The organism is Motiliproteus coralliicola, assembly GCF_003345655.1.
Lineage (GTDB): Bacteria > Pseudomonadota > Gammaproteobacteria > Pseudomonadales > Balneatricaceae > Motiliproteus > Motiliproteus coralliicola.
The window spans coordinates 1,259,099-1,278,723 of record NZ_QQOH01000001.1 but is presented as its reverse complement, the minus strand read 5'-3'; the positions used below and the strand labels follow the sequence as shown (position 1 = coordinate 1,278,723).

General features: G+C 58.6%; 20 protein-coding genes and 1 riboswitch. Of the genes, 16 read left to right on the top strand and 4 right to left on the bottom strand.

Annotation, left to right across the window (positions count from 1 at the left end; all coding sequences use genetic code 11):
• Window positions 1-67: 67 nt before the first annotated feature.
• The gene (gene megL / locus DV711_RS05640; protein ID WP_114694642.1) at window positions 68-1,330 is read left to right on the top strand and encodes a methionine gamma-lyase; all 1,263 of its coding nucleotides are present in this window, start codon (window positions 68-70) and stop codon (window positions 1,328-1,330) included.
• An 18-nt stretch (window positions 1,331-1,348) separates the two neighbouring features.
• Here megL and hrpB read toward each other — a convergent pair whose 3' ends face one another.
• Window positions 1,349-3,877 carry an ATP-dependent helicase HrpB gene (hrpB, locus tag DV711_RS05635; RefSeq protein ID WP_114694641.1) on the bottom strand — a complete coding sequence of 843 codons (2,529 nt, stop codon included), beginning with the start codon at window positions 3,875-3,877 and terminating at the stop codon, window positions 1,349-1,351.
• A gap of 119 nt (window positions 3,878-3,996) precedes the next feature.
• Between hrpB and DV711_RS05630 the strand changes: the two genes are divergently transcribed.
• Window positions 3,997-4,203, top strand: coding sequence for a hypothetical protein (locus tag DV711_RS05630; protein ID WP_114694640.1), 207 nt, complete (start codon window positions 3,997-3,999; stop codon window positions 4,201-4,203).
• 56 nt (window positions 4,204-4,259) lie between these two features.
• Here DV711_RS05630 and DV711_RS05625 read toward each other — a convergent pair whose 3' ends face one another.
• Window positions 4,260-4,670 carry a globin family protein gene (locus tag DV711_RS05625; protein ID WP_114694639.1) on the bottom strand — a complete coding sequence of 137 codons (411 nt, stop codon included), beginning with the start codon at window positions 4,668-4,670 and terminating at the stop codon, window positions 4,260-4,262.
• 113 nt (window positions 4,671-4,783) lie between these two features.
• Entirely contained in the window at window positions 4,784-7,153 is a 2,370-nt protein-coding gene (locus DV711_RS05620) for a putative bifunctional diguanylate cyclase/phosphodiesterase (RefSeq protein ID WP_165840007.1), read from the bottom strand.
• Between the two features lie 441 nt (window positions 7,154-7,594).
• Between DV711_RS05620 and adk the strand changes: the two genes are divergently transcribed.
• Window positions 7,595-8,248 (top strand): adenylate kinase, encoded by a 654-nt coding sequence (gene adk, locus DV711_RS05615; RefSeq protein ID WP_114694637.1) that lies wholly within the window; start codon window positions 7,595-7,597, stop codon window positions 8,246-8,248.
• Window positions 8,249-8,364: 116 nt separating this feature from the next.
• Here the strand turns inward: adk and DV711_RS05610 are convergent, their stop codons facing one another.
• Window positions 8,365-8,841: an Lrp/AsnC family transcriptional regulator gene (locus tag DV711_RS05610; RefSeq protein WP_114694636.1), complete on the bottom strand. Its 477-nt coding sequence runs from the start codon at window positions 8,839-8,841 to the stop codon at window positions 8,365-8,367.
• A 239-nt stretch (window positions 8,842-9,080) separates the two neighbouring features.
• Here DV711_RS05610 and hemH point away from each other — a divergent pair, with 239 nt between their 5' ends.
• From hemH to tenA, 13 genes are all read left to right on the top strand, one after another.
• Complete coding sequence (gene hemH, locus DV711_RS05605; protein WP_114694635.1) at window positions 9,081-10,103, top strand: ferrochelatase; 1,023 nt, start codon at window positions 9,081-9,083, stop codon at window positions 10,101-10,103.
• On the top strand, window positions 10,100-10,834 hold the full coding sequence (gene rlmB / locus DV711_RS05600) for a 23S rRNA (guanosine(2251)-2'-O)-methyltransferase RlmB (RefSeq protein WP_114694634.1): 735 nt from the start codon (window positions 10,100-10,102) through the stop codon (window positions 10,832-10,834). Before hemH ends, rlmB begins: the two co-directional genes overlap by 4 nt.
• 154 nt (window positions 10,835-10,988) lie before the next feature.
• Window positions 10,989-11,408, top strand: a complete 420-nt coding sequence (gene rpsF, locus DV711_RS05595; protein ID WP_114694633.1) for a 30S ribosomal protein S6 — start codon at window positions 10,989-10,991, stop codon at window positions 11,406-11,408.
• Window positions 11,409-11,444: 36 nt separating this feature from the next.
• Window positions 11,445-11,669: a 30S ribosomal protein S18 gene (rpsR, locus tag DV711_RS05590; RefSeq protein ID WP_114694632.1), complete on the top strand. Its 225-nt coding sequence runs from the start codon at window positions 11,445-11,447 to the stop codon at window positions 11,667-11,669.
• 31 nt (window positions 11,670-11,700) lie between these two features.
• On the top strand, window positions 11,701-12,621 hold the full coding sequence (locus tag DV711_RS05585) for a hypothetical protein (RefSeq protein ID WP_114694631.1): 921 nt from the start codon (window positions 11,701-11,703) through the stop codon (window positions 12,619-12,621).
• Between the two features lie 35 nt (window positions 12,622-12,656).
• Window positions 12,657-13,103, top strand: a complete 447-nt coding sequence (rplI, locus tag DV711_RS05580) for a 50S ribosomal protein L9 (protein WP_114694630.1) — start codon at window positions 12,657-12,659, stop codon at window positions 13,101-13,103.
• Window positions 13,104-13,312: 209 nt separating this feature from the next.
• Window positions 13,313-14,692: a replicative DNA helicase gene (dnaB, locus tag DV711_RS05575; RefSeq protein WP_114694629.1), complete on the top strand. Its 1,380-nt coding sequence runs from the start codon at window positions 13,313-13,315 to the stop codon at window positions 14,690-14,692.
• Between the two features lie 67 nt (window positions 14,693-14,759).
• Window positions 14,760-15,236, top strand: a complete 477-nt coding sequence (locus DV711_RS05570) for a GNAT family N-acetyltransferase (protein ID WP_114694628.1) — start codon at window positions 14,760-14,762, stop codon at window positions 15,234-15,236.
• A 78-nt stretch (window positions 15,237-15,314) separates the two neighbouring features.
• Window positions 15,315-15,427: riboswitch (TPP riboswitch) on the top strand.
• Between the two features lie 49 nt (window positions 15,428-15,476).
• Complete coding sequence (gene thiD / locus DV711_RS05565) at window positions 15,477-16,292, top strand: bifunctional hydroxymethylpyrimidine kinase/phosphomethylpyrimidine kinase (RefSeq protein ID WP_114694627.1); 816 nt, start codon at window positions 15,477-15,479, stop codon at window positions 16,290-16,292.
• Window positions 16,292-17,083 carry an ABC transporter ATP-binding protein gene (locus tag DV711_RS05560; RefSeq protein WP_114694626.1) on the top strand — a complete coding sequence of 264 codons (792 nt, stop codon included), beginning with the start codon at window positions 16,292-16,294 and terminating at the stop codon, window positions 17,081-17,083. The genes thiD and DV711_RS05560 overlap by 1 nt, the downstream gene beginning before the upstream one ends.
• Window positions 17,070-17,867 (top strand): ABC transporter permease, encoded by a 798-nt coding sequence (locus DV711_RS05555; protein ID WP_114694625.1) that lies wholly within the window; start codon window positions 17,070-17,072, stop codon window positions 17,865-17,867. Before DV711_RS05560 ends, DV711_RS05555 begins: the two co-directional genes overlap by 14 nt.
• A 116-nt stretch (window positions 17,868-17,983) precedes the next feature.
• A complete protein-coding gene (locus DV711_RS05550; RefSeq protein ID WP_114694624.1) occupies window positions 17,984-18,913 on the top strand; it encodes an ABC transporter substrate-binding protein in 930 nt (309 codons plus the stop codon).
• A gap of 12 nt (window positions 18,914-18,925) precedes the next feature.
• Entirely contained in the window at window positions 18,926-19,591 is a 666-nt protein-coding gene (tenA, locus tag DV711_RS05545; protein ID WP_114694623.1) for a thiaminase II, read from the top strand.
• The last annotated feature ends 34 nt before the right edge of the window (window positions 19,592-19,625 follow it).

The following is a 19,625-nucleotide window of genomic DNA, read 5'->3' as shown; positions in this document are numbered from 1 at the left end:
TTGGAGTTCTTGGCGATTATGCCTGGCATATAGTGGTTTTAGAACAATAACTGCTATGGAGCCACCGATGTCTGCTGCCAACGACGTTACTCCCACCGGAGCTAAAGCCAACGAAGCTACTCTCAACCTAACTGCACCCAACGGCAGTGCCGCTCCGAATTTCGCCACCCGCGCGATCCATGCCGGGGATGCCGGACAGGATCCCCATGGTGCGCTGACCGCACCGGTGTATATGACCTCAACCTTCGGCTTTGACTCGGTGGAGCAGGGCGCCGCCCGCTTTGCCGGCGAGCAGCAGGGCCATTTCTACACCCGGATCTCCAACCCGACCCAGGACTTGCTGGAGCAGCGCCTCGCCTCGCTGGAGCAGGGCGAAGCCGGGCTGGCGACGGCCTCCGGGATGGGGGCGATCAGCGCCACGCTCTGGAGTCTGCTGGAGCCGGGCGACCGGGTGATCGCCGACATCACCCTGTACGGCTGCACTTTCGCTTACCTGGATCATGGGCTGCGTAAGTTCGGCATCGAAGTGGAGTTTGTCGACTGTACCGATCTGGACGCACTGAAGGCGGCGTTGAGCGACAACACCCGGGTGGTCTATTTCGAAACCCCGGTGAACCCAACCATGCGGTTGATGGATATCGCGGCTATCAGCGATCTGGTCCACGATTGCGATCCGTCGATCAAGGTGGTGGTCGACAATACTTACTGCACCCCGGCCCTGCAGCGACCGCTGACCTTGGGGGCGGATCTTGTGGTGCATTCGGCCACCAAGTACCTGGGCGGCCATGGCGATCTGGTGGCCGGCGCGGTGGTGGGTGACGCGGCGACCATCGAGCAGATCCGTCTGGTCGGCTTGAAGGATATGACTGGCGCGGTGATCGCACCGTTGACCGCCTTTCTGGTGCTACGGGGGCTGAAAACCCTGCAACTGCGGATGGAGCGTCATAGCCGCAGTGCCCAGGCCTTGGCGGAGCAGTTGTCGATGCAGCCGCAGATCAAGGCGGTACACTATCCAGGCCTGTCGGATAACCCCTATTTCGGTCTGTGCTGGAAGCAGATGGAGCAACCCGGCGGCATGATCGCGTTCGAACTGAAGGGCGGCCTGGAAGCGGGCATGGCCTTTATGAACCGGCTCAAGATGATCAAACGGGCGGTCAGTCTCGGAGATGCCGAAACCCTCTGCCAGCACCCGGCCAGCATGACCCACTCGACCTACACCCCGGAACAGCGCGCCGAGCACGGTATCGCCGAAGGGCTGATCCGGCTATCGGTCGGCCTTGAAGGGGTCGAGGATATCTGGTCCGATCTGCTGCAGGCGCTCGAGGGTTAATATGGCTAAGCTTTCACCTCAGTTTTTGGCTTTGGCCTGCTGATCCATCCGCTTCTTGGTCTGACGGGTCGCCACCGCCTGGAGCGGATCGTCGGGCCAGAAGTGCTTCGGGTAACGCCCCTTCATCTCCTTGCACACCTCACGGTAGGAGCCGCTCCAGAACCCGGCCAGATCTTGGGTGATCTGGATCGGCCGCTGCGCTGGTGACAGGATCTGCAGCGTCAGCGGCAGTTTGCCGTTCAGCAGCGTCGGGGTTTGCTGCCAACCGAAGATCTCCTGCAGCCGGACCGCCAGCAGCGGTTGCTCTGGATTGCTGTAGTCGATCCGGATGTGGGAGCCGCTGGGAACCTGGATACGCTCCGGCAGCAGTTGGCTCAGTTGTTGTTGCTGGTTCCAGTCCAACTGGTTGTAGAGCAGTTCGCGCAGATTGAGCCGTTTCAGCTCGGTCAGCTTGCGCATGCCGTTGAGATACGGCGCCAGCCAGTGCTCCAGGCTGTTGGTCAGGTGGGCGTCGGACAGATCCGGCCAGTCCTCACCCAGGTATTGTCGTAGCAGCGCCAATTGCTGTTGCAACTGGCGACTGCGAGGCTCCCAGGGCAGGGCGCGAACTCCCCGTTGCCGGATACCGGCGATCAGGCCGTCGGCGAGCTGCTGCTCGTCCAACTCGGCTAGCGGTTGGCGATCCAGACACAGCTTGCCGAGCCAGCGCTCTGAGTGGCCGCGAACCGACTCGGTCTGGTTATCCCAGCCGATCTGCTGGCGCTGTTCGATCTGGGCATCGAAGTGTTGTTTCAACTCTTCGGCATCAAGTGGGGCGGCCAGGAATATCCGTGCCGAGCGGGCGTCGCCGTCCAGATCGGCGCAGACCAGATAGCGGTGGCGGCATAGCGGATCACGATCTCGAAATTCGGCGCCTTTGCCGTTACGCAGGCGGTAGTGCTGACCTGGTTGGTCGTTGTTATCCGTGCTGCCACTACGCCGTTGGGCGATCCGATCGGGAAAGCCGAACGCCAGCAGCAGGCCGCACTGTTCCAGCGCCGCATCGACATTTCCATTCCCATCCCCATCCAGTTGATCGGACACCTTCAGTTGGCGGCACCAGCGTCGGGCGCTCTCACGGATGCGTTGCGCGGCCGGCTCTTTGCTGTGCTGCAGTTGTAGCAGTCGTTGGCGCAGGTCGGCGCCGGGTTGATTGCTGAACGGGTCTCGCTCGCTCAACAGCGCCGCCAACTGGCAGCCCAACGCGCCCAGCCCCAGCTGTTTGGCATGTAGCATCAGGGTGCCGAGTCGTGGATGGGTGCCGAGCTTTAACAGCTGCTCGCCCATCGTAGTCAGCTGGTTGCTGTCGGACAACGCGCCCAATTGAATCAACAGCTCGCGGGCCTGGGCCAGGTGCACCGGCGGCGGCGCGTCGAGCCACTCCAGCTCGTCGGCCTCGGCGCCCCATTGGGCCAGCTCCAGTACCAGCGGGGCCAGGTCAGCGTGGAGAATCTCGGCCGGGCTCTGTTCGACCAGGGTGCGCTCCTCGGCCCAGAGCCGGTAGCAACGGCCGGCCTGGAGTCGACCGGCTCGACCGGCGCGCTGGGTTGCCGAAGCGCGACTGACCACCTGGGTCTGGAGTCGGGTCATGCCGCTGCGCGGATCAAAACGGGGCAGTCGCATCAGCCCGCCGTCGACCACGGCGTCGATCCCCTCCAGGGTCAGACTGGTCTCGGCGATGGCGGTGGCCAGCACCAGCTTGCGCTGGCCCGGCTCAGGGGGATTGATGGCGCGGTCCTGTTGGTTGGGGCTGAGTTGGCCGTAGAGTGGAATCGACTCGACGTTATCCGGCAACCGGCACTGCCGCAGCGCCCGCAGGGTACGCTGAATCTCGCCGCTACCGGGCAGGAAGGCCAGCAGGCTCTGTTCGGTTTCGCTCAGGGCCTGTTCGATCGCCTGGGCCATCCGGGTCGGATCAAACGGGCTGGGGTTGCCGCCCAGATGCTCGATCTGCACCGGGAAGCTGCGCCCTTCACTGCTGATCACCGGGGTGTCTGGGCCCAGCAGGCGGCGGATAGGTTCGAGCTCCAGCGTGGCCGACATCAGCAGGATCTTCAGCTCGTCACGCAGCAGCTGCTGGGACTGCAGCAGTAGCGCCAGGCCGATATCGCCGTTGAGGTTGCGCTCGTGGAATTCGTCGAAGATCACGCAGCCGACCCCTTCCAGCGCCGGATCTGATTGCAGCATCCGGGTCAGGATCCCCTCGGTGACCACTTCGATCCGGGTCTGGGCGCTGACTTTGGTGTCGAGCCGGGAGCGGTAGCCGATGGTCTGTCCGGCCTTCTCACCCAGTTCCAAGGCCATAAAGGCCGCCGCACTGCGGGCCGCGATGCGTCTGGGTTCAAGCATCAGTATCTTCTGCCCACCAAGCCAGGGCTGTTGCAGCAGTGACGGCGGCACCCGGGTGGTCTTACCGGCACCGGGAGCGGCCTGGAGCAGGCAGCGATTGTGCTTAGTTAATGCCTGCAGTAGCTCGGGCAGGGCGCTATCGATCGGGAGTGACTTCATACAGCGTTGCTATCGGTGACCTAAAATGGGGCGAATGGGCGGCCTTTATGGCAGCCGGTTAACAGGCCCAGCTATTCGGGGTATTCTAAAACACTAACTCTGCCGATCGGAGGCTTTTGATGGCCGATAACGACAAGGTGGTTCAACTGGGTGATGCCCGCCACCGTAAATCCCATGAGCGTAAGGAAGAGAAGCTCGAGCAGTTGCGTGATCGCTTTACCAAGGCGTTGGGGATGGAGGAGAAGCCGGTCAAGAAGGGCGCCTTGTGGCGTCTTAAGCAGAAGAAAAAGAACAAACCGGACAAGCCCGGCCCTAAAGGCTGGTAAAAAGTTGTCCGTAACGGGTGGGCCGAGCTCTGGCTCCCCCGTTCTAGCGATCATGTTCAGTGATCGTATTTGAATTTCATATAGGTAATACCGGTCGAGAGAACCAGCCGCCAGGCCAGCTCGATCGAGTCATCGAACTCGGTATCGTATTCGGACACGGTTTCGATCAGTGCCTGAAGCCACAGATCGTAGAGATCCGGAGTGATGTTGAGATGGTGGCGGTTATGCAGCACCGCAATCTGCTCGATATAGTCGTCGGCACTGTTGGTGGCGTAGAAGATCAGCAGCCGGTAGAACGATTTCTCCAGCATCTTCTGCTGTCGCGCCATGTCGGTGTTGGCGAACACCTCGGCTACCCGCTGATCGGTCTGAAGATAGCGGTTGTAGAAGCTTTCGAAGAAGGGCTCAAGGTCATCTCTGGCCCGACAGCGTTCGAAGCTTTGATCAAACAGTTGCTCATAATCCATTTAGCGCAACCTCTTTCCAGTCGCCGGTTACCGGGGACGTGCTGCCCCTTCAACCCGCGTAATTTCTAATTCCACACTAATACAGCGGATATGGCTCGGCAAGTGGAGTTTGATCAGGAGTCGAATTCCAACTGGATACAGCGGCCATTGCCGCTGCTGTTGCCCAACTCCAGATCGATCCGTGCAATCTGGCTGGTCAACTCCGACTCAGGTAGCGGCGGGCTGTAGCGGTAACCCTGCAGGTAGTCGCAATCGTTGTCGCGCAGGAATTGCTCCTGCATCAGGGTCTCGACCCCTTCGGCCACCACTTTGCGTTTGAGTTTGTGGGCCATGGCGATCACCGCCGCAGTGATCTCCATATCATTCTCGTTGTCGGGGATATCCTTCACGAAGGCTCGATCGACCTTGATGATATCTACCGGCAGCCGCTTCAGGTAGCTCAGTGACGAGTAGCCGGTGCCGAAGTCGTCGATCGCTAGAGTGGCGCCGAGCTGCTTGAGCTGATCGAGGATCATGATCGCTTCTTCGATATTGGTCATCAGCATGCTTTCGGTCAGCTCCAGCTCGATCTGGGCCGGATTGACCTGATGCTCGGTCATGATCTGTTGGAAGGTGCGGGGGAATAGCGGATCACGGAACTGCAGCGCTGACAGGTTGATGGCGATTCGCAGGTGTCCCAATCCCAGCAGGTCGAGAATCTGGTAGCTGCGACAGGCTTTGCGCAGCACCAGTTGTCCCAGCGGAATGATCAATCCAGAGCGCTCGGCCACCGAGATAAAGGTATCCGGTGCGATCAGCCCCCGCTGCGGATGTTTCCAACGCAACAGCGCCTCCAGCCCGCTGACGCAGCCCAGCTGCAGATCAACCTGGGGTTGGTAATAGAGTTCGAACTCGTCGTTCTGCAAGGCACGCTGCAGCTCCCGTTCGAGGAAGAGGTCGGCTTCCAACGCTTCCTTCATTCGGGCTGAGAAAAAACGGTAACCGTTACGGTCGTGCTGTTTAACGTTCTGCATCGCCAGGTCGGCGCATTTGATCAGCTCGTTGGTATCGCGGGCGTGTTCCGGGAAGCTGGCGATACCGATGCTGGCGGTCATCAGCCCGCTCTCACGTCGACTGTCTCCACCGATTGAGGTGAGCGGCTGGCGCAGCAGACGGTTGATCCGTTTGCCGAACTGGGTGGCTTGATCGTGGTTAACGTTACGCAGCGCCAGCAGAAATTCGTCGCTGCTCAGACGTCCGAGCAGATCTTGGCCGGTGATCTCTTTCTTTAACATCTTGGCGGTGCGACACAGCAACTGGTCGCCGGCATTATGGCCCAGACTGTCGTTGATCCGCTTAAAGTGATCGAGGTTGATGCTGTACAGGATCAGGGTTTGTTGCTGCTCGTCGCACTCCTCAAGCATCTGCTGCAGTTGCTGGTGGAATCCGCGCCGGTTGGGCAGCTGGGTCAGTGGATCCTGGAATGCCATCCGCTCGATCTGCATCTGATGCTTGCGGGCATCGGTGATATCTTCGGTGACGCTGACATAGTGGTCGATATGACCCTGTTCGTCCTTGATCGGCGAGATCCGGGCGCGAACCCAGAAGTGTTGGCCGTCTTTACGCCGGTAGCAGATCTCCCCCTGCCAGTTTTCGCCACGCAGGATCGTGGCGCGTAGGTCGAGCAGGGTCTTGCGCTCGGTATCGGGACTTTCGAGGAAGCGGGGTTTGCGGCCGATTACCTCATCGGCGTTGTAGCCGCTCATCAGACTGAACGCCGGGTTGACGTATTCGATCCGGCCCTGGCGATCAAAGATCAACACCGAGGTCGAACTTTGCTCGACGGCGCAGGACAGCTTTTCCAACGAATTCTGGGTGCGACGGTTTTCGGTCACATCCAGGCCCGAGCAGAGCAGCTGTCGACAGCCGTCGGGCAGTGCGACACTGCGGCAGTTCCAGGCGATCAGGCGCAGCTTGCCCTCGGCGGTCAGCACCGGATGCTCCACCGCCAATGGTGTCAGCTGGTTTCGCTTATGGTAAGCCTCAAGAGCTTCCAGTACCGGTTTGTGTTCGCTGGCTGGAACGCAGAGTTTGAGCCATTCCCGACCGGTCAGTGACTCCTGTGGGTAGCCGAGTAGACGGTAGCCGTATTGGTTCAGGTATTCGACCCGACCTTCGTGGTCGAGTACCAGGATCAGAGCCTGGGCCTGGTCGAGGTAGATCTCGCCCTGACTGGGGGTGGATTCAATGGTTAGGTTGAGGGCGTTTGCCGACGGTTGGGGGGAGTCGATCGCGGCGCTGGCCGGATGGCGGCCGAACCGGTCGATGAATTGATGAAGTATCTTCGGCAGCAGCCCGGCGCAGAGCAACGCGCCCAGGCCAGCCAGCAGCAGCCGAGAAACCGATGGGCGGCTTTCGGCACCGACCCAGATCAGGAGCCCAAAGATCAGGGTGCTGACCAAGGTGTAGATAAAGATGGATCGGCTGGGCTGGGGTACAGTCAAGGGGCTCACTCAGGCATGGCTTTGGGGCAAGCTTAGTGATTAAAACGGACGTATGAAAACAATTTCTTACGTCCTCTGACCTATATCAACAATATCTACGGTTTCTGGCGAAATATTGCTCAACTCTTGAATGGCAGGCGCTTGAATCTGTAGGGGATTGTGTCTATTGAGCGGATAGGCTAGTCTGCCTGATCCTCCCGATCCGGACGGACGGGGCGCGAAGCGCTGGCCGTCGTTAGTCCTAATGTCGTATTGAGCGGATCGGGTGGGATGATTACCGTGCAGACAGCTGGTTCTTCGAACTATGGCTGTCTGCTGACAATCCCGATTCTGATAGTCGTCGTGTTTCCGGCAATCTGGTAAGACCGGCGGAACGGGTTTGTATCTGAGGGCAGTGGCCCTGACACCGAATTATTCTTAAAAATGATGGAGTGAGCGTTTATGCGTATCATCTTGCTCGGCGCCCCGGGCGCAGGAAAGGGCACTCAGGCACAGTACATTACCGAGAAGTATTCCATTCCGCAGATCTCTACCGGCGACATGCTGCGTGCTGCGGTTAAGGCGGGAACCCCGCTGGGTAAGCAGGCCAAAGAGGTGATGGATGCCGGTCAGCTGGTTTCCGACGAGATCATCATCGGTCTGGTTAAGGAGCGTATCGCTGAGTCTGACTGCGCCAACGGTTTCCTGTTCGACGGTTTCCCGCGCACCATCCCGCAGGCCGACGCGCTGAAGGAAGCTGGCGTGAAGATCGACGCCGTGGTTGAGATCGATGTGGCTGACGAAGAGATCGTCAAGCGTATGAGCGGTCGTCGAGTACACCCGGGTTCCGGTCGTACTTACCACGTGACCTTCAATCCGCCCAAGGTGGAAGGCAAGGACGATGTGACCGGTGAAGACCTGGTTCAGCGTGCCGACGACAACGAAGCTACCGTTCGTGACCGTCTGGGCGTTTACCACGAGCAGACTGCTCCGCTGATCACTTACTACAAGGGTTGGGCGAAAGAAGACGCGGAAGCGGCTCCGAGCTACGTTTATGTTGCCGGTGTCGGTTCGGTCCAGGATATCCGTGACGCGGTATTTGCCGGTCTGGAATAAACTGACTTAGTTGTCGGTTGATAAAAAAACCCGCCTATTGGCGGGTTTTTTCGTTCTGGGGAGGAGCTGGCGATCAGGGGCTATCTGTCTTCGACGCTGTTTGCCTTCGGTGTAATCTACACTTCGGTGCTTTGGTCGTCGGCTTGTAGTGGTAGTGCGGTGGTGTATTTCATCCGCTCCATCGAGAAATAGGAGCTGATGTTGGCCACCTCAACCCGCTCGATCAGACGCTTATAGAAGGCATCGTAGGCTTCGATATCGCCGACGGCGACCCGTAGCAGGTAATCGACCTCACCACTCATGCGGTAGCATTCGACCACTTCATCCAGTTCGTCGATGGCGCGGGTAAAGGTTTCGATCCACTCTGGGGTGTGTCGATCGGTTTTGATCTCGACGAAGACATCGACATTGAGGTCGAGCTGCTTGCGATCGAGCAGGGCGACCCGTCCTCGCAGCACCCCGGCTTTTTCCAGGTTCTGAATCCGACGCCAGCAGGGGGTTGGGCTCAGTCCTACCTGTTCGGCGATCGCGGCGGTCGAGAGCGTGGCATCCTGCTGCAGCAGGTCGAGAATCTGGCGATCGGTGGCGTCCATCAGTTGTTGGTCCGGTGGTGGCGTCGATGCGGATCGGCGCGGTTCGTTGCACGAAAGAGACTCGGATTCTGCATAGCCCCTGTCGGAAAGTAAATGGATTTGGGCATTGCCGAATTGTTGATGAGCCTGGATGCGATAAAGCCGGTGTATTTTCCGCGGCAGCTCGGGAATAATAGCGGTTCTCAAAAAGGGCCCGCCGACCCGGGTGGGTTCATCTCGTTAAGGATCTTCGCACGAGCATGCAAAAGAGCGCTGTTATTCTGGTCAATCTGGGAACCCCCGATCAACCGACGGCTCAGGCTGTCCGCCAATACCTGAGACCGTTTCTGTGGGACAAGCGGGTTATTGAAGGAGGGCCGTTCAAGCGCGCTTTCTGGTGGCTGGTGCTGAATCTGATCATCCTGCAGGTTCGACCCGGCAAGGTCGCCAAGCTGTACCAGAGTATCTGGGACCAGGATTCGCCGATGCGCAAGATTCTGAATCAGCAGGTGGCGGCGCTACAGGTTGCGCTGCAGAACGAATTTCCTGGTCGAAGCCCGGACGTGTTCGCGGCGATGACCTACGGCAATCCTGGCCTGACACCGATGCTCAAACAACTCAAACAGGACGGTTACCAGCGTATTCTGGTGATGCCGCTGTATCCGCAGTATTCCGCCACTTCGACCGCACCGGTCTACGATCAGGTGGCGCGCTTCCAGTTGGATCAGCGTGAAGTCTGCGACATTCGGATCCTGAAAAGCTACCACGATCATCCGCTCTATATTGAAGCGCTGGCGCAATCGGTACAGCAGTACTGGAGCGAGCACGAGGCGGGCGACAAGTTGCTGATGAGCTTCCATGGCATTCCGAAGGAGTACGCCGACAAGGGAGACCCTTATCCGCAGCAGTGCCGTGAGACGGCTGCGTTGTTGGCGGCCAAGTTGGATCTGCCGGAATCCCGTTACCAGGCAACGTTCCAATCACGCTTTGGGCCGGCGGAGTGGGTCAAACCCTATACCGATGAAACCCTGCGTACCCTGGCCGCTGAGGGGGTTAAGTCGGTCGATATGCTGAGCCCGGCCTTTTCGGCCGATTGTCTGGAAACCCTGGAAGAGATCGCCGAAGAAAACCGACAGGAGTTTCTTGAGGCCGGTGGAGCCAACTATGGCTATATCCCGGCCCTGAATAGTGATCCTGCCCATATCCGATTGCTGACCCAACTGGTTCGAGAGCAGGCGTCCCAGTGGTTTGAGCCCAGCCGTGCTTCAGGAGCCGATCAATGAGCCAGTACAGTTTTGGAATTCACGCGGTACAGTCGTTGTTGGAGCGCGAGCCCAAGCGGGTGCGGGGGCTGCTGCTGCAACAGGGACGCAAGGACAAGCGGATCCAGCAGTTGATCGACTTGGCCAAGCATCACCGGATCAAGATCCGACATCTGGATCGCAAAGAGCTTGATCAGATGATCGATGGTGTCCACCAGGGCGTGGTTGCCGAAGTCGAAGCGGTGCAGATCCGTAATGAGACCTTCCTGGAACAGTTGATTCAACAGCTCGAAGTACCGCCGTTTCTGCTGGTGCTGGACGGGGTCACCGATCCGCACAACCTGGGTGCTTGCCTGCGTACCGCCGATGCAGCCGGAGTACAGGCGGTGATCGCCGCCAAGGATAAGTCGGCGCCGCTCAATGCCACCGCCGTCAAAGTGGCCTGCGGGGCTGCCGATACGGTGCCCTACGTGGTGGTCACCAACCTGGCCCGCACCCTGAAGCAGCTACAGGCCGCCGGGGTCTGGATTACCGGTACCGCCGGCGAGGCGACCCAGTTGGTGAACGAAGCTTCATTGACCGGGCCAATGGCGTTGGTGATGGGGGCCGAAGGTAGCGGCATGCGGCGGCTGACCCGGGAGAACTGCGATCAGTTGGTGAAGATTCCGATGGCCGGTTCGGTCAGTAGTCTGAATGTATCGGTGGCCGCTGGCGTCTGTCTGTTCGAGGCGGTTCGCCAGCGCAACGGTTGATCCCTCGGTCGTCGAAATTGATTTAGAACGATGGGGTTGCCTGGTTGTCAAAGAGCCTGTAGTATTCGCGGTCCCAAAAACTTAGTTAACTCCTTGCTTCTCACCGGATCATTCCGAGCCGCGTTGAGGGGCTGTTAACCCATAAGGAGACACAATGCGTCATTACGAAATCGTGTTCATGGTCCACCCGGATCAGAGTGAACAAGTATCCGCTATGATCGAGCGTTACACCGGCGTTATCGAAGGTGACAACGGCAAGATCCACCGTCTGGAAGACTGGGGCCGCCGTCAACTGGCTTACCCGATCAACAAGATCCACAAGGCTCATTACGTACTGATGAACGTCGAGTGCAGCAATGAAGCCCTGGACGAGCTGTCCAACCTGTTCCGCTTCAACGATGCCGTCATCCGTAACATGGTTGTCCGCATGAAAGAAGCCGTAACTGGTGTTTCTCCCATCAAGGCTGCTGAAGCTCGCGAAGACCGTAAGGCTCCTCGTCGTGAAGCGCCTAAGCGTGAAGAGAAAGCTGAAGAAGCTCCCGCTGAAGCTGCAGCAGAATCTGCTGCCGAGTAAGCGTTCACCGCACAGATAGATATCAGGAGAAATTAAATGGCTCGTTTTTTCCGTCGCAGAAAGTTCTGCCGTTTTACTGCCGAAGGTGTTACCGAGATCGATTACAAGGATCTGGACACGCTGAAGGGTTACATCACCGAAACCGGTAAGATCGTACCCAGCCGCATCACCGGCACTAAAGCTAAGTACCAGCGTCAGCTGGCGACCGCTATCAAGCGTGCTCGCTACATCGCGCTGTTGCCCTACACCGACGGCCACTAAGTCCAGGCCTTCCGTTAGGGAATAGATGTTTATGCGTGCGCTGGCCGAATACGCAATGCGCGGTCGGACGCAGGCGATAATCGCAACTGTATCTATCGCTTCATTGCCGCTGCTGTTTGTGGCACTCGAAGTGGAACAAGCCCGGCTTATGCTGGGTCTGGCAGCCACGGTATTGATGATACTCAGTGCTGCCATCGTCGGACTGGTTACCCTGCGAAGGGGCACCTCCGACGGCGTCGGATTGATGCTGTGGGCGCTGGCGCCCGCGCTGATCTGGCTGGTTTGGCGGGATCAAGCCTCACCAATGGTCACCCTGTTGGGGACCACCGCGCTAGCGGTTGTGTTGAGGCGCTCGGTTTCCTGGTCACAGACCTTGTCGGTGGCCACTGTGATAGCAGTGATCTTCAGTTTTCTGGTCGATTCACTGTTGCCCGAGCTGATCACTCAGGTGGATGAAGCGGCTGTTGTGCTGCTTGAGGCTCTGAAGAAGAGCAATCCACAGATGTCGATGCCGCTGGAGCCTGAGTGGCTGCGCGAATTGCTGTTAGGAGCAATCGTTGCAAGCTTCCTCGGCTCGTCATTAATCAGCCTGGCGATAGCGCGTTGGTGGCAGTCGAAACTCTACAACCCCGGTGGGTTTAAAGCAGAGTTTCATGGCTTGCGGTTGTCACCGCTGTTTGCAGCGGCTGGCCTGGCGGTGCTGTTACTGGGTAAGACTTTGCCCTTCGAAGCGGCCCGCTGGATACCGGTATTGATCACCCCGTTTGTGGTGGCAAGCATCGGTCTGATCCACGCGATTGTTGCGATTAAAAAGTTAAGTAGGTCCTGGCTGGTCGCCTTTTATTCGGTGATGATAATAGTCGGACCTTATCTGATAGCCTTGCTGATTATGCTGGCTGTAGCCGATAGCTTTATCGACTTCAGGAAGCATCTGAAAGCGAGAAGAACCTGAGCCAAGGCTCAGGGTAAACAAAAGAGGTTTGCGAGATGGAAGTCATTCTGCTCGAGAAAGTCGGCAAACTGGGCGGCCTGGGCGACAAAGTCAACGTCAAAGCCGGCTACGGCCGTAACTACCTGGTGCCTTACGGTAAAGCCGTACCGGCCACCAAGAGCAACATCGAAAGCTTTGAAGCGCGTCGCGCCGAGCTGGAAAAAGCCGCTGCTGAGAAGCTGGCTGCTGCTGAAGCCCGTGCTGAGAAGCTGAACGAACTGGAACTGACCATCGTAGCCAAAGCTGGCGACGAAGGTAAGCTGTTCGGTTCTATCGGCACCCGCGACATCGCCGATGCGATCGCCGCTGCTGGTGGTGACGCTGACAAGAGCGAAGTTCGTCTGCCGGAAGGTGTTCTGCGTAGCACTGGCGAGTACGAAATCGACGTTCAGCTGCACAGCGACGTTACTGCAGTCGTTAAACTGAACGTTACTGCCGAGTAAGGTAGACGTCGTTTGACGAGACGGGCTTTAGGGCTCGTCGACTAGCTCAAAAAGCACTGTCGGGTTGTCCCGATGGTGCTTTTTTGTTTCTGGGATAGATTGGCTAAATCGAGCTTTTATGTGGTTGTCGAAAATGGGCACAGCCAGTAAGCTGGTCCGTCTGAATCTGTACCCAATGTTCACTTCTTACCACCGGTCCGATTGCGAAGATGTCCGATACCGCCGAACTCGATAGCGCCCTGCAGCAAGCGAAAATTCCGCCCCATTCTACCGAAGCCGAGCAATCGGTACTGGGTGGGTTGATGCTGGATGACCGGGTCTGGGACGCGGTCAACGAGATTATCGTCGCCGATGACTTCTATCGTCCCGAACATCGGGTGATCTTCCGCACCATGGAGAAGCTGTTCAAGGCCGAGCAGCCGATCGATGTGGTGACCCTGTCCGAGGAGCTGGACCGTCACAAGGCACAGGACCAGGCCGGTGGTCTGGATTACCTGATCGATCTGGCCAAGAACACGCCCAGTACCTCCAACGTTCGCGCCTATGCCGAAATCGTCAAGGAGCGGGCAACGCTGCGTCGTTTGATCGGGATTGCCAACGAGATTGCCGATAGCGCCTTCAATACCGAAGGACGGGTCAGCGGCGATATTCTGGACGAAGCCGAGCGAAAGGTGTTGAAGATCGCCGAGGGTCGTGAGGCCGATGGCGGACCGCGTAGCGTCAACCCGTTGCTGGAAAGTGCACTGGATCGGATCGACGAGCTGTTCAACGCCGGTACCACCATGACCGGTGTGAGCACCGGCTTTACCGATCTCGATGGTATGACCTCCGGGCTACAAAGGTCGGATCTGGTGATCGTCGCGGCGCGTCCCTCAATGGGTAAAACCACCTTCGCTATGAACCTGGTGGAAAACGCCCTGATGGGGCAGGAAAAACCGGTGTTGGTGTTCAGCCTGGAGATGCCCGCTGAAGGTCTGGTTACGCGGATGTTGGCCTCCTTGGGGCGGATCGACCAAACCCGGGTTCGTGACGGTAAACTGGAAGAGGACGATTGGCCCAAGCTCACCACCGCGGTCAATATGCTCAAGGACAAGCCACTCTATATCGATGACACCTCCGGGGTTTCACCCAGCGAGATGCGCTCTCGGGCACGACGGATCTACCGCGATCACGGCTCGATGGGGATGATCATGGTTGACTACCTGCAGTTGATGTCGCTGAAGGGCCAGGTCGAGAGCCGGACCCAGGAGATCTCCGAGATATCCCGCTCTCTGAAGGCGCTGGCCAAGGAGATGGAATGTCCGGTGATCGCGCTGTCGCAGCTCAACCGTACTCTGGAAAACCGCCCCAACAAGCGTCCGGTCAACTCTGACCTGCGGGAATCCGGTGCGATCGAGCAGGATGCCGACGTGATCATGTTCATCTACCGGGACGAGGTCTACAACGAGGACTCCGAAGCCAAAGGCCAGGCCGAGATCATTATCGGTAAGCAGCGTAACGGTCCGATCGGAACCTGCCGTCTGGCGTTTATCGGTAAGCACTCCAAGTTCCAGGACCTGGCGCCGGATCACTATCAGGATTACGGCTAAGTGATCGCGCTTAAGCCGGGCTTATCCTAAGCTATTCGACAGCTGATAATTCTGCTGGGCCGCTAGCTTGACGAAACTACTGATTGAAGATGTAACCGCCGCTGACCTCGATCAGCTCACCGATTATTTTGTTATCGAGCAGGGCGTGCACCGCGCAGCTCATCCGGAACTGTTTACCGCTGTCGACTCGGCAGCGTTCAAGGATTTTCTGCTCCAAAGCCTGGATTCATCCACATCCTATCTTCGAATCGCCAAACGGCAGACCGAGATTGCCGGTTTTTTGTTTGTCGAAATCTACCAACACCATGGTTCGATCATTCGATTGCCGCGTAAGTTTGCCTGCGTTGAACTGATTTACGTGGACCCAGGTTATCGTCGCCAAGGGGTGGGTTCGGCGTTACTGAACGATGCCAAGCAGATAGCCCGCTTGGAAGGGGTCGATCGGGTAGAACTGGATGTGATGGCTTTCAACGGCGGGGCGCGAGACTTTTATGCCAACCAGGGATTTTCAGACCTGAGTTGCCGGATGGATACCAAGGTATAGCTCGCTGGCGCTTGACCGGGATTCGGATCAATTTTATTCGGCGCAAATTGTAATTATTCAGGGCTCTGATTATGATCTGTGCATTGGTCGGGGAGCCTGAGCATGTGCTTGCATCGGGCTGAGATAGCCACAGCTGAACCCGTTGAACCTGATCCAGAATAATTGGCGTAGGGAACCACCGGAGTTGCACCATCGATGCGATTCTAAGGTCTCCGATCCGCCTTTCTAAGAGACCTTCCCATGCCCCAGACTCCCATTACTTTGACGGTCGCCGGTTCGGATTCCGGTGGCGGTGCCGGTATTCAAGCCGATATCAAAGCGATCTCGGCCACCGGCGGATACGCCTGTTCTGTGATCACCGCATTGACGGCGCAGAACACGCTGGGTGTTACCGGGGTGATGCCGGTGCCCGAAGCCTTTATCAATCAACAGTTTGACGCGGTATTCTCCGACCTGGATATTTTGGCCGTTAAGATCGGCATGCTCGGCGATGCTGCGACTATTAAGGCGGTGGCTGCAGCGTTGGTTCGTTATCAGCCGAAATTCGTGGTACTGGATCCGGTAATGGTGGCCACCAGCGGCGATCTGCTGCTGGCCGAAGATGCCGTCGACACCCTGATCAACCAGTTATTGCCGTTGGCGGATGTGGTCACCCCAAATCTGCATGAAGCCCAGGCGTTGTTGGGGCTGCGCGGCGAGCCGCTGCCGCAGACTTCGGAACAGATGCAGCAGTATTGCCGGTCGCTGATGGCGCTGGGTTGTCGCTCGGTGTTGCTCAAAGGCGGGCATCAGGAGGGCGAGCGGGCGGAGGATTTCTGGATCTCTACTGATGGGATCCAGAGCTATTCCAGCGAGCGGGTGGATACCGACAACACCCACGGTACAGGCTGCACCCTTTCAGCCAGCATCGCCAGTTATCTGGCTCAGGGACTGCCGATGCCCCAGGCGATCGAGCAGGCCAAGGCCTATATCCACGGCGCCATCTGTCATGCCGATGAACTCAACATCGGGGCCGGCTCCGGACCGGTGCATCATTTCTATCGGCTTGCGCGCTGATGACCTTTGAGGTCGCCCTGCGCGAGGTCGGGCTGCACTATCAAGGGGCAGACCAGCCCCTGTTTGAGAACATTAACCTGACCCTGCCAGCGGGCAGCTGGAGCTGTCTGCTGGGTCGAAGCGGTTGTGGCAAAACCAGCCTGCTGCGGATGCTGGCCGGGCTGATCGAACCCGAGCATCGTTGCCAGGGGGAGATGGTGGATGGAAACGGCCAGCCGGTCATGGGACGGGTGGCGTACATGGCACAGCAGGATCTGCTGTTTCCGTGGCTGAGCGTGCTGGATAACGTCTGTCTTAAGGCTCGCGTTAACGGCGGTCGTGTCAGCCCGCAGGAGCGTCGTAAGGCCAGCGAACTGCTCGATCAACTGGGCATCGGCCACTGCGCCAAGCAACGCCCGGAGCAGCTGTCGGGCGGCATGCGCCAGCGAGTCGCGTTGGCGAGAACCCTGATGCAGGACACCCCGTTGGTGTTGATGGATGAGCCTTTCAGTGCGCTGGATGCGGTCACCCGGCACCGGCTGCAGGCGTTGGCGGTGGATGCACTGGCCGGTCGGACGGTGCTGCTGATCACCCATGATCCGCAGGAAGCCTTGCGACTGGGCGATCAGGTCTGGTTGTTCGAGAACCGGCGACTGATCCCGGTAGAAACGCCGTCCAGCCCGATACCCCGGCCGGTGGACAGTACCTTGGGGGACTATCAACAGCAGTTGCTCGATGCGATGCAGCAGGCTGACCTGCACCCTCATCCGGGCTCAGAGCCTTCCGACGGAGGTGATTATGCTCGGGTCTGATAACCGTTGGCGTATGGTCGCTCGACTGATGGTCACCACCCTGGTGCTGTTGGCCGGTTGGCAACTGGTGGTGGAACTGTTCGACATGCCGCCGTTTATCCTGCCGCCGCCGGGTTTGGTGTTCAGTAAACTCTTGGCCAATCCGCAGCTGTTGTGGGACCACAGTCTGATTACTCTGAGCGAGATCCTGCTGGGGCTGCTGCTGGGGTTGAGTATGGGCATTTCGCTGGCGTTGCTGATGCTGCTGTTCAACCCGGTTCGGAACTGGTTGCTGCCGGTGCTGGTGGCCAGCCAGGCGATCCCGGTGTTCGCGCTGGCGCCGATTCTGATGCTCTGGTTCGGTTACGGGATGAGCTCCAAGGTGGTGATGGCGGCGTTGATCATCTTTTTCCCGGTCTGCACCACTTGCTTTGACGGCCTGCGGCATACCCCGGCCGGTTATCTGGATCTGGCCAAAACCCTGGGCGCCAGCCCGCGCCAGATGCTCTGGCATGTGCGCCTGCCGGCAGCGTTGCCTACCCTGGCTTCGGGGGTACGGGTGGCGATGGTGGTGGCGCCGATCGGAGCGGTGGTGGGCGAGTGGGTTGGCTCCTCCGGTGGCTTGGGCTACCTGATGCTGCAGGCCAATGCGCGAATGCAGATTGCCGATATGTTTGCCGCCCTGTTTATCCTGGCGCTGTTCTCGATATCGCTCTATTACATCGCCGACTGGTTGCTGAAAAAGCTGATTCCCTGGCACCAGGAAAAACCTACCGAGCGCCAATACCTGGCCCGGGTCGAATAGCACTAACACAAGAACTAGCACTAGCTGCGGCAGCCCTGAGCGGATTGGCTGCCGCAACCTAACAGAACCCAGCTGCGCTGCCTGCAGCTGGTTGTGGTACTAACGAGGACGTTGTGATGAAAAAACTGATTGCTGTTTGCGCGCTGCTGCTGAGTCAGCCGGTGATGGCCGAAAAGGTCACCCTGATGCTGGACTGGTTCGTCAATCCGGACCATGGGCCGCTGATTGTGGCGCAACAGAAAGGCCTGTTCGAAGCGCAGGGGCTGGAGGTCGAGATCACCGAACCGGCCGACCCGAGCATGCCGCCGAAACTGGTGGCGGCGGGCCGGTTCGACCTGGCCGTGACCTACCAGCCGCAGTTGATTCGCGACGTGGTTGAAGGCCTGCCATTGACCCGTATTTCGACCCTGATTGCGACTCCGCTCAATACCCTGATGGTGCTGGATGGCAAGGGCTACAACAGCGTGGCGGATCTGAAGGGCAAGAAGATCGGCTTCCCGTTTGATGGCGGCCTGGTGGATGCCACCGTCGGTACCATGCTGCGTAACAATGGCCTGACCATCGACGATGTCGAGATGGTTAATGTCGGCTGGTCACTGTCAGCGTCGCTGGCGTCGGGTAAGGTCGATGCCATCTACGGTGCTTACCGCAACTTCGAGATGCATCAGCTGAGCATGGAAGGGTTCAAAGGTAAGGCCTTCTATATCGAAGAGGAGGGCGTGCCGCCCTACGATGAGCTGGTGGTGGTGGCCAACAGCAACAAGCTCGACAGAGACATGATTGCGCGCTTTAACCGCGCGGTGGAGCTGGCCACCCAGTACACCGTTAACCATCCGCAGGAAGCCTGGGAACTGTTCAAATCCTACGATGACGGCAACAAGCTCGATACCGAACTGAACCGCAACGCCTGGAAGGATACGCTGGTGCGCTTTGCGTTGCGTCCCCAAGCGGCGGACCTGGCCCGCTACGACAACTACGCCAAGTTCCTGCACGATCAGAAGGTGATCAGCAAGCTGCCCAAGGCGGCAGACTATATCGTTCAGTAACGGGAGTTAAGCATGAATCATCGCGATCTGATCGCCGGTTGTCAGCAGGATTGGGATCACTATATCCAGCACAATTTTGTCAAACAGCTCGGCCAGGGAACGTTGGATAAAGCCAGCTTCCAGCACTACCTGCAGCAGGATTATCTGTATCTGATCCACTACGCCCGTGCCTTCGGGCTGGCGGTGTTCAAGAGTGCCAATCCGGCCCAGATGCGTGCCAGCATGCCGTCACTCAGTGCGCTGGTCGAGCATGAGCTGACGCTGCATATCGACTACTGCAAAGACTGGGGACTCAGCGAAGAGGATCTGGTGGCGCTGCCCGAAGGGGTCGCCACCGTGGCTTACACCCGTTATCTGATCGATGCTGGCTTGCAGGGGGATCTGACCGATCTGTATGCGGCGCTGATTCCCTGTGCGCTGGGCTATGCCGAAGTGGGTCAGTACCTGACCCAACCGGGCAACGCTGTCCAAGCAGGCAATCCGTATGCGAACTGGATCGATATGTACGCCGGAGAGGAGTACCAGCAGGCGGCCTACGCCAGCGTCGAGTTTTTTGATCAGTTGCTGGCCGAGATCCCGGCGGACTCCGAACGAGCCCGACAGCTGCAGGGCCACTTCACCACGGCCACCCGGATGGAGATCGCTTTCTGGCAGCAGGGGCTGGATCGATCGCTGTAATCCCAGCGTCGATAGCGCTGATCGGTTGAAAAGA

Excerpts from the sequence above, each read along its gene's own strand:
- megL (WP_114694642.1), top strand. The coding sequence starts at position 68 with ATGTCTGCTGCCAACGACGTTACTCCCACCGGAGCTAAAGCCAACGAA.
- hrpB (WP_114694641.1), bottom strand. The coding sequence starts at position 3,877 with ATGAAGTCACTCCCGATCGATAGCGCCCTGCCCGAGCTACTGCAGGCA.
- DV711_RS05630 (WP_114694640.1), top strand. The coding sequence starts at position 3,997 with ATGGCCGATAACGACAAGGTGGTTCAACTGGGTGATGCCCGCCACCGT.
- DV711_RS05625 (WP_114694639.1), bottom strand. The coding sequence starts at position 4,670 with ATGGATTATGAGCAACTGTTTGATCAAAGCTTCGAACGCTGTCGGGCC.
- adk (WP_114694637.1), top strand. The coding sequence starts at position 7,595 with ATGCGTATCATCTTGCTCGGCGCCCCGGGCGCAGGAAAGGGCACTCAG.
- DV711_RS05610 (WP_114694636.1), bottom strand. The coding sequence starts at position 8,841 with ATGGACGCCACCGATCGCCAGATTCTCGACCTGCTGCAGCAGGATGCC.
- hemH (WP_114694635.1), top strand. The coding sequence starts at position 9,081 with ATGCAAAAGAGCGCTGTTATTCTGGTCAATCTGGGAACCCCCGATCAA.
- rlmB (WP_114694634.1), top strand. The coding sequence starts at position 10,100 with ATGAGCCAGTACAGTTTTGGAATTCACGCGGTACAGTCGTTGTTGGAG.
- rpsF (WP_114694633.1), top strand. The coding sequence starts at position 10,989 with ATGCGTCATTACGAAATCGTGTTCATGGTCCACCCGGATCAGAGTGAA.
- rpsR (WP_114694632.1), top strand. The coding sequence starts at position 11,445 with ATGGCTCGTTTTTTCCGTCGCAGAAAGTTCTGCCGTTTTACTGCCGAA.
- DV711_RS05585 (WP_114694631.1), top strand. The coding sequence starts at position 11,701 with ATGCGTGCGCTGGCCGAATACGCAATGCGCGGTCGGACGCAGGCGATA.
- rplI (WP_114694630.1), top strand. The coding sequence starts at position 12,657 with ATGGAAGTCATTCTGCTCGAGAAAGTCGGCAAACTGGGCGGCCTGGGC.
- dnaB (WP_114694629.1), top strand. The coding sequence starts at position 13,313 with ATGTCCGATACCGCCGAACTCGATAGCGCCCTGCAGCAAGCGAAAATT.
- thiD (WP_114694627.1), top strand. The coding sequence starts at position 15,477 with ATGCCCCAGACTCCCATTACTTTGACGGTCGCCGGTTCGGATTCCGGT.
- DV711_RS05560 (WP_114694626.1), top strand. The coding sequence starts at position 16,292 with ATGACCTTTGAGGTCGCCCTGCGCGAGGTCGGGCTGCACTATCAAGGG.
- DV711_RS05555 (WP_114694625.1), top strand. The coding sequence starts at position 17,070 with ATGCTCGGGTCTGATAACCGTTGGCGTATGGTCGCTCGACTGATGGTC.
- DV711_RS05550 (WP_114694624.1), top strand. The coding sequence starts at position 17,984 with ATGAAAAAACTGATTGCTGTTTGCGCGCTGCTGCTGAGTCAGCCGGTG.
- tenA (WP_114694623.1), top strand. The coding sequence starts at position 18,926 with ATGAATCATCGCGATCTGATCGCCGGTTGTCAGCAGGATTGGGATCAC.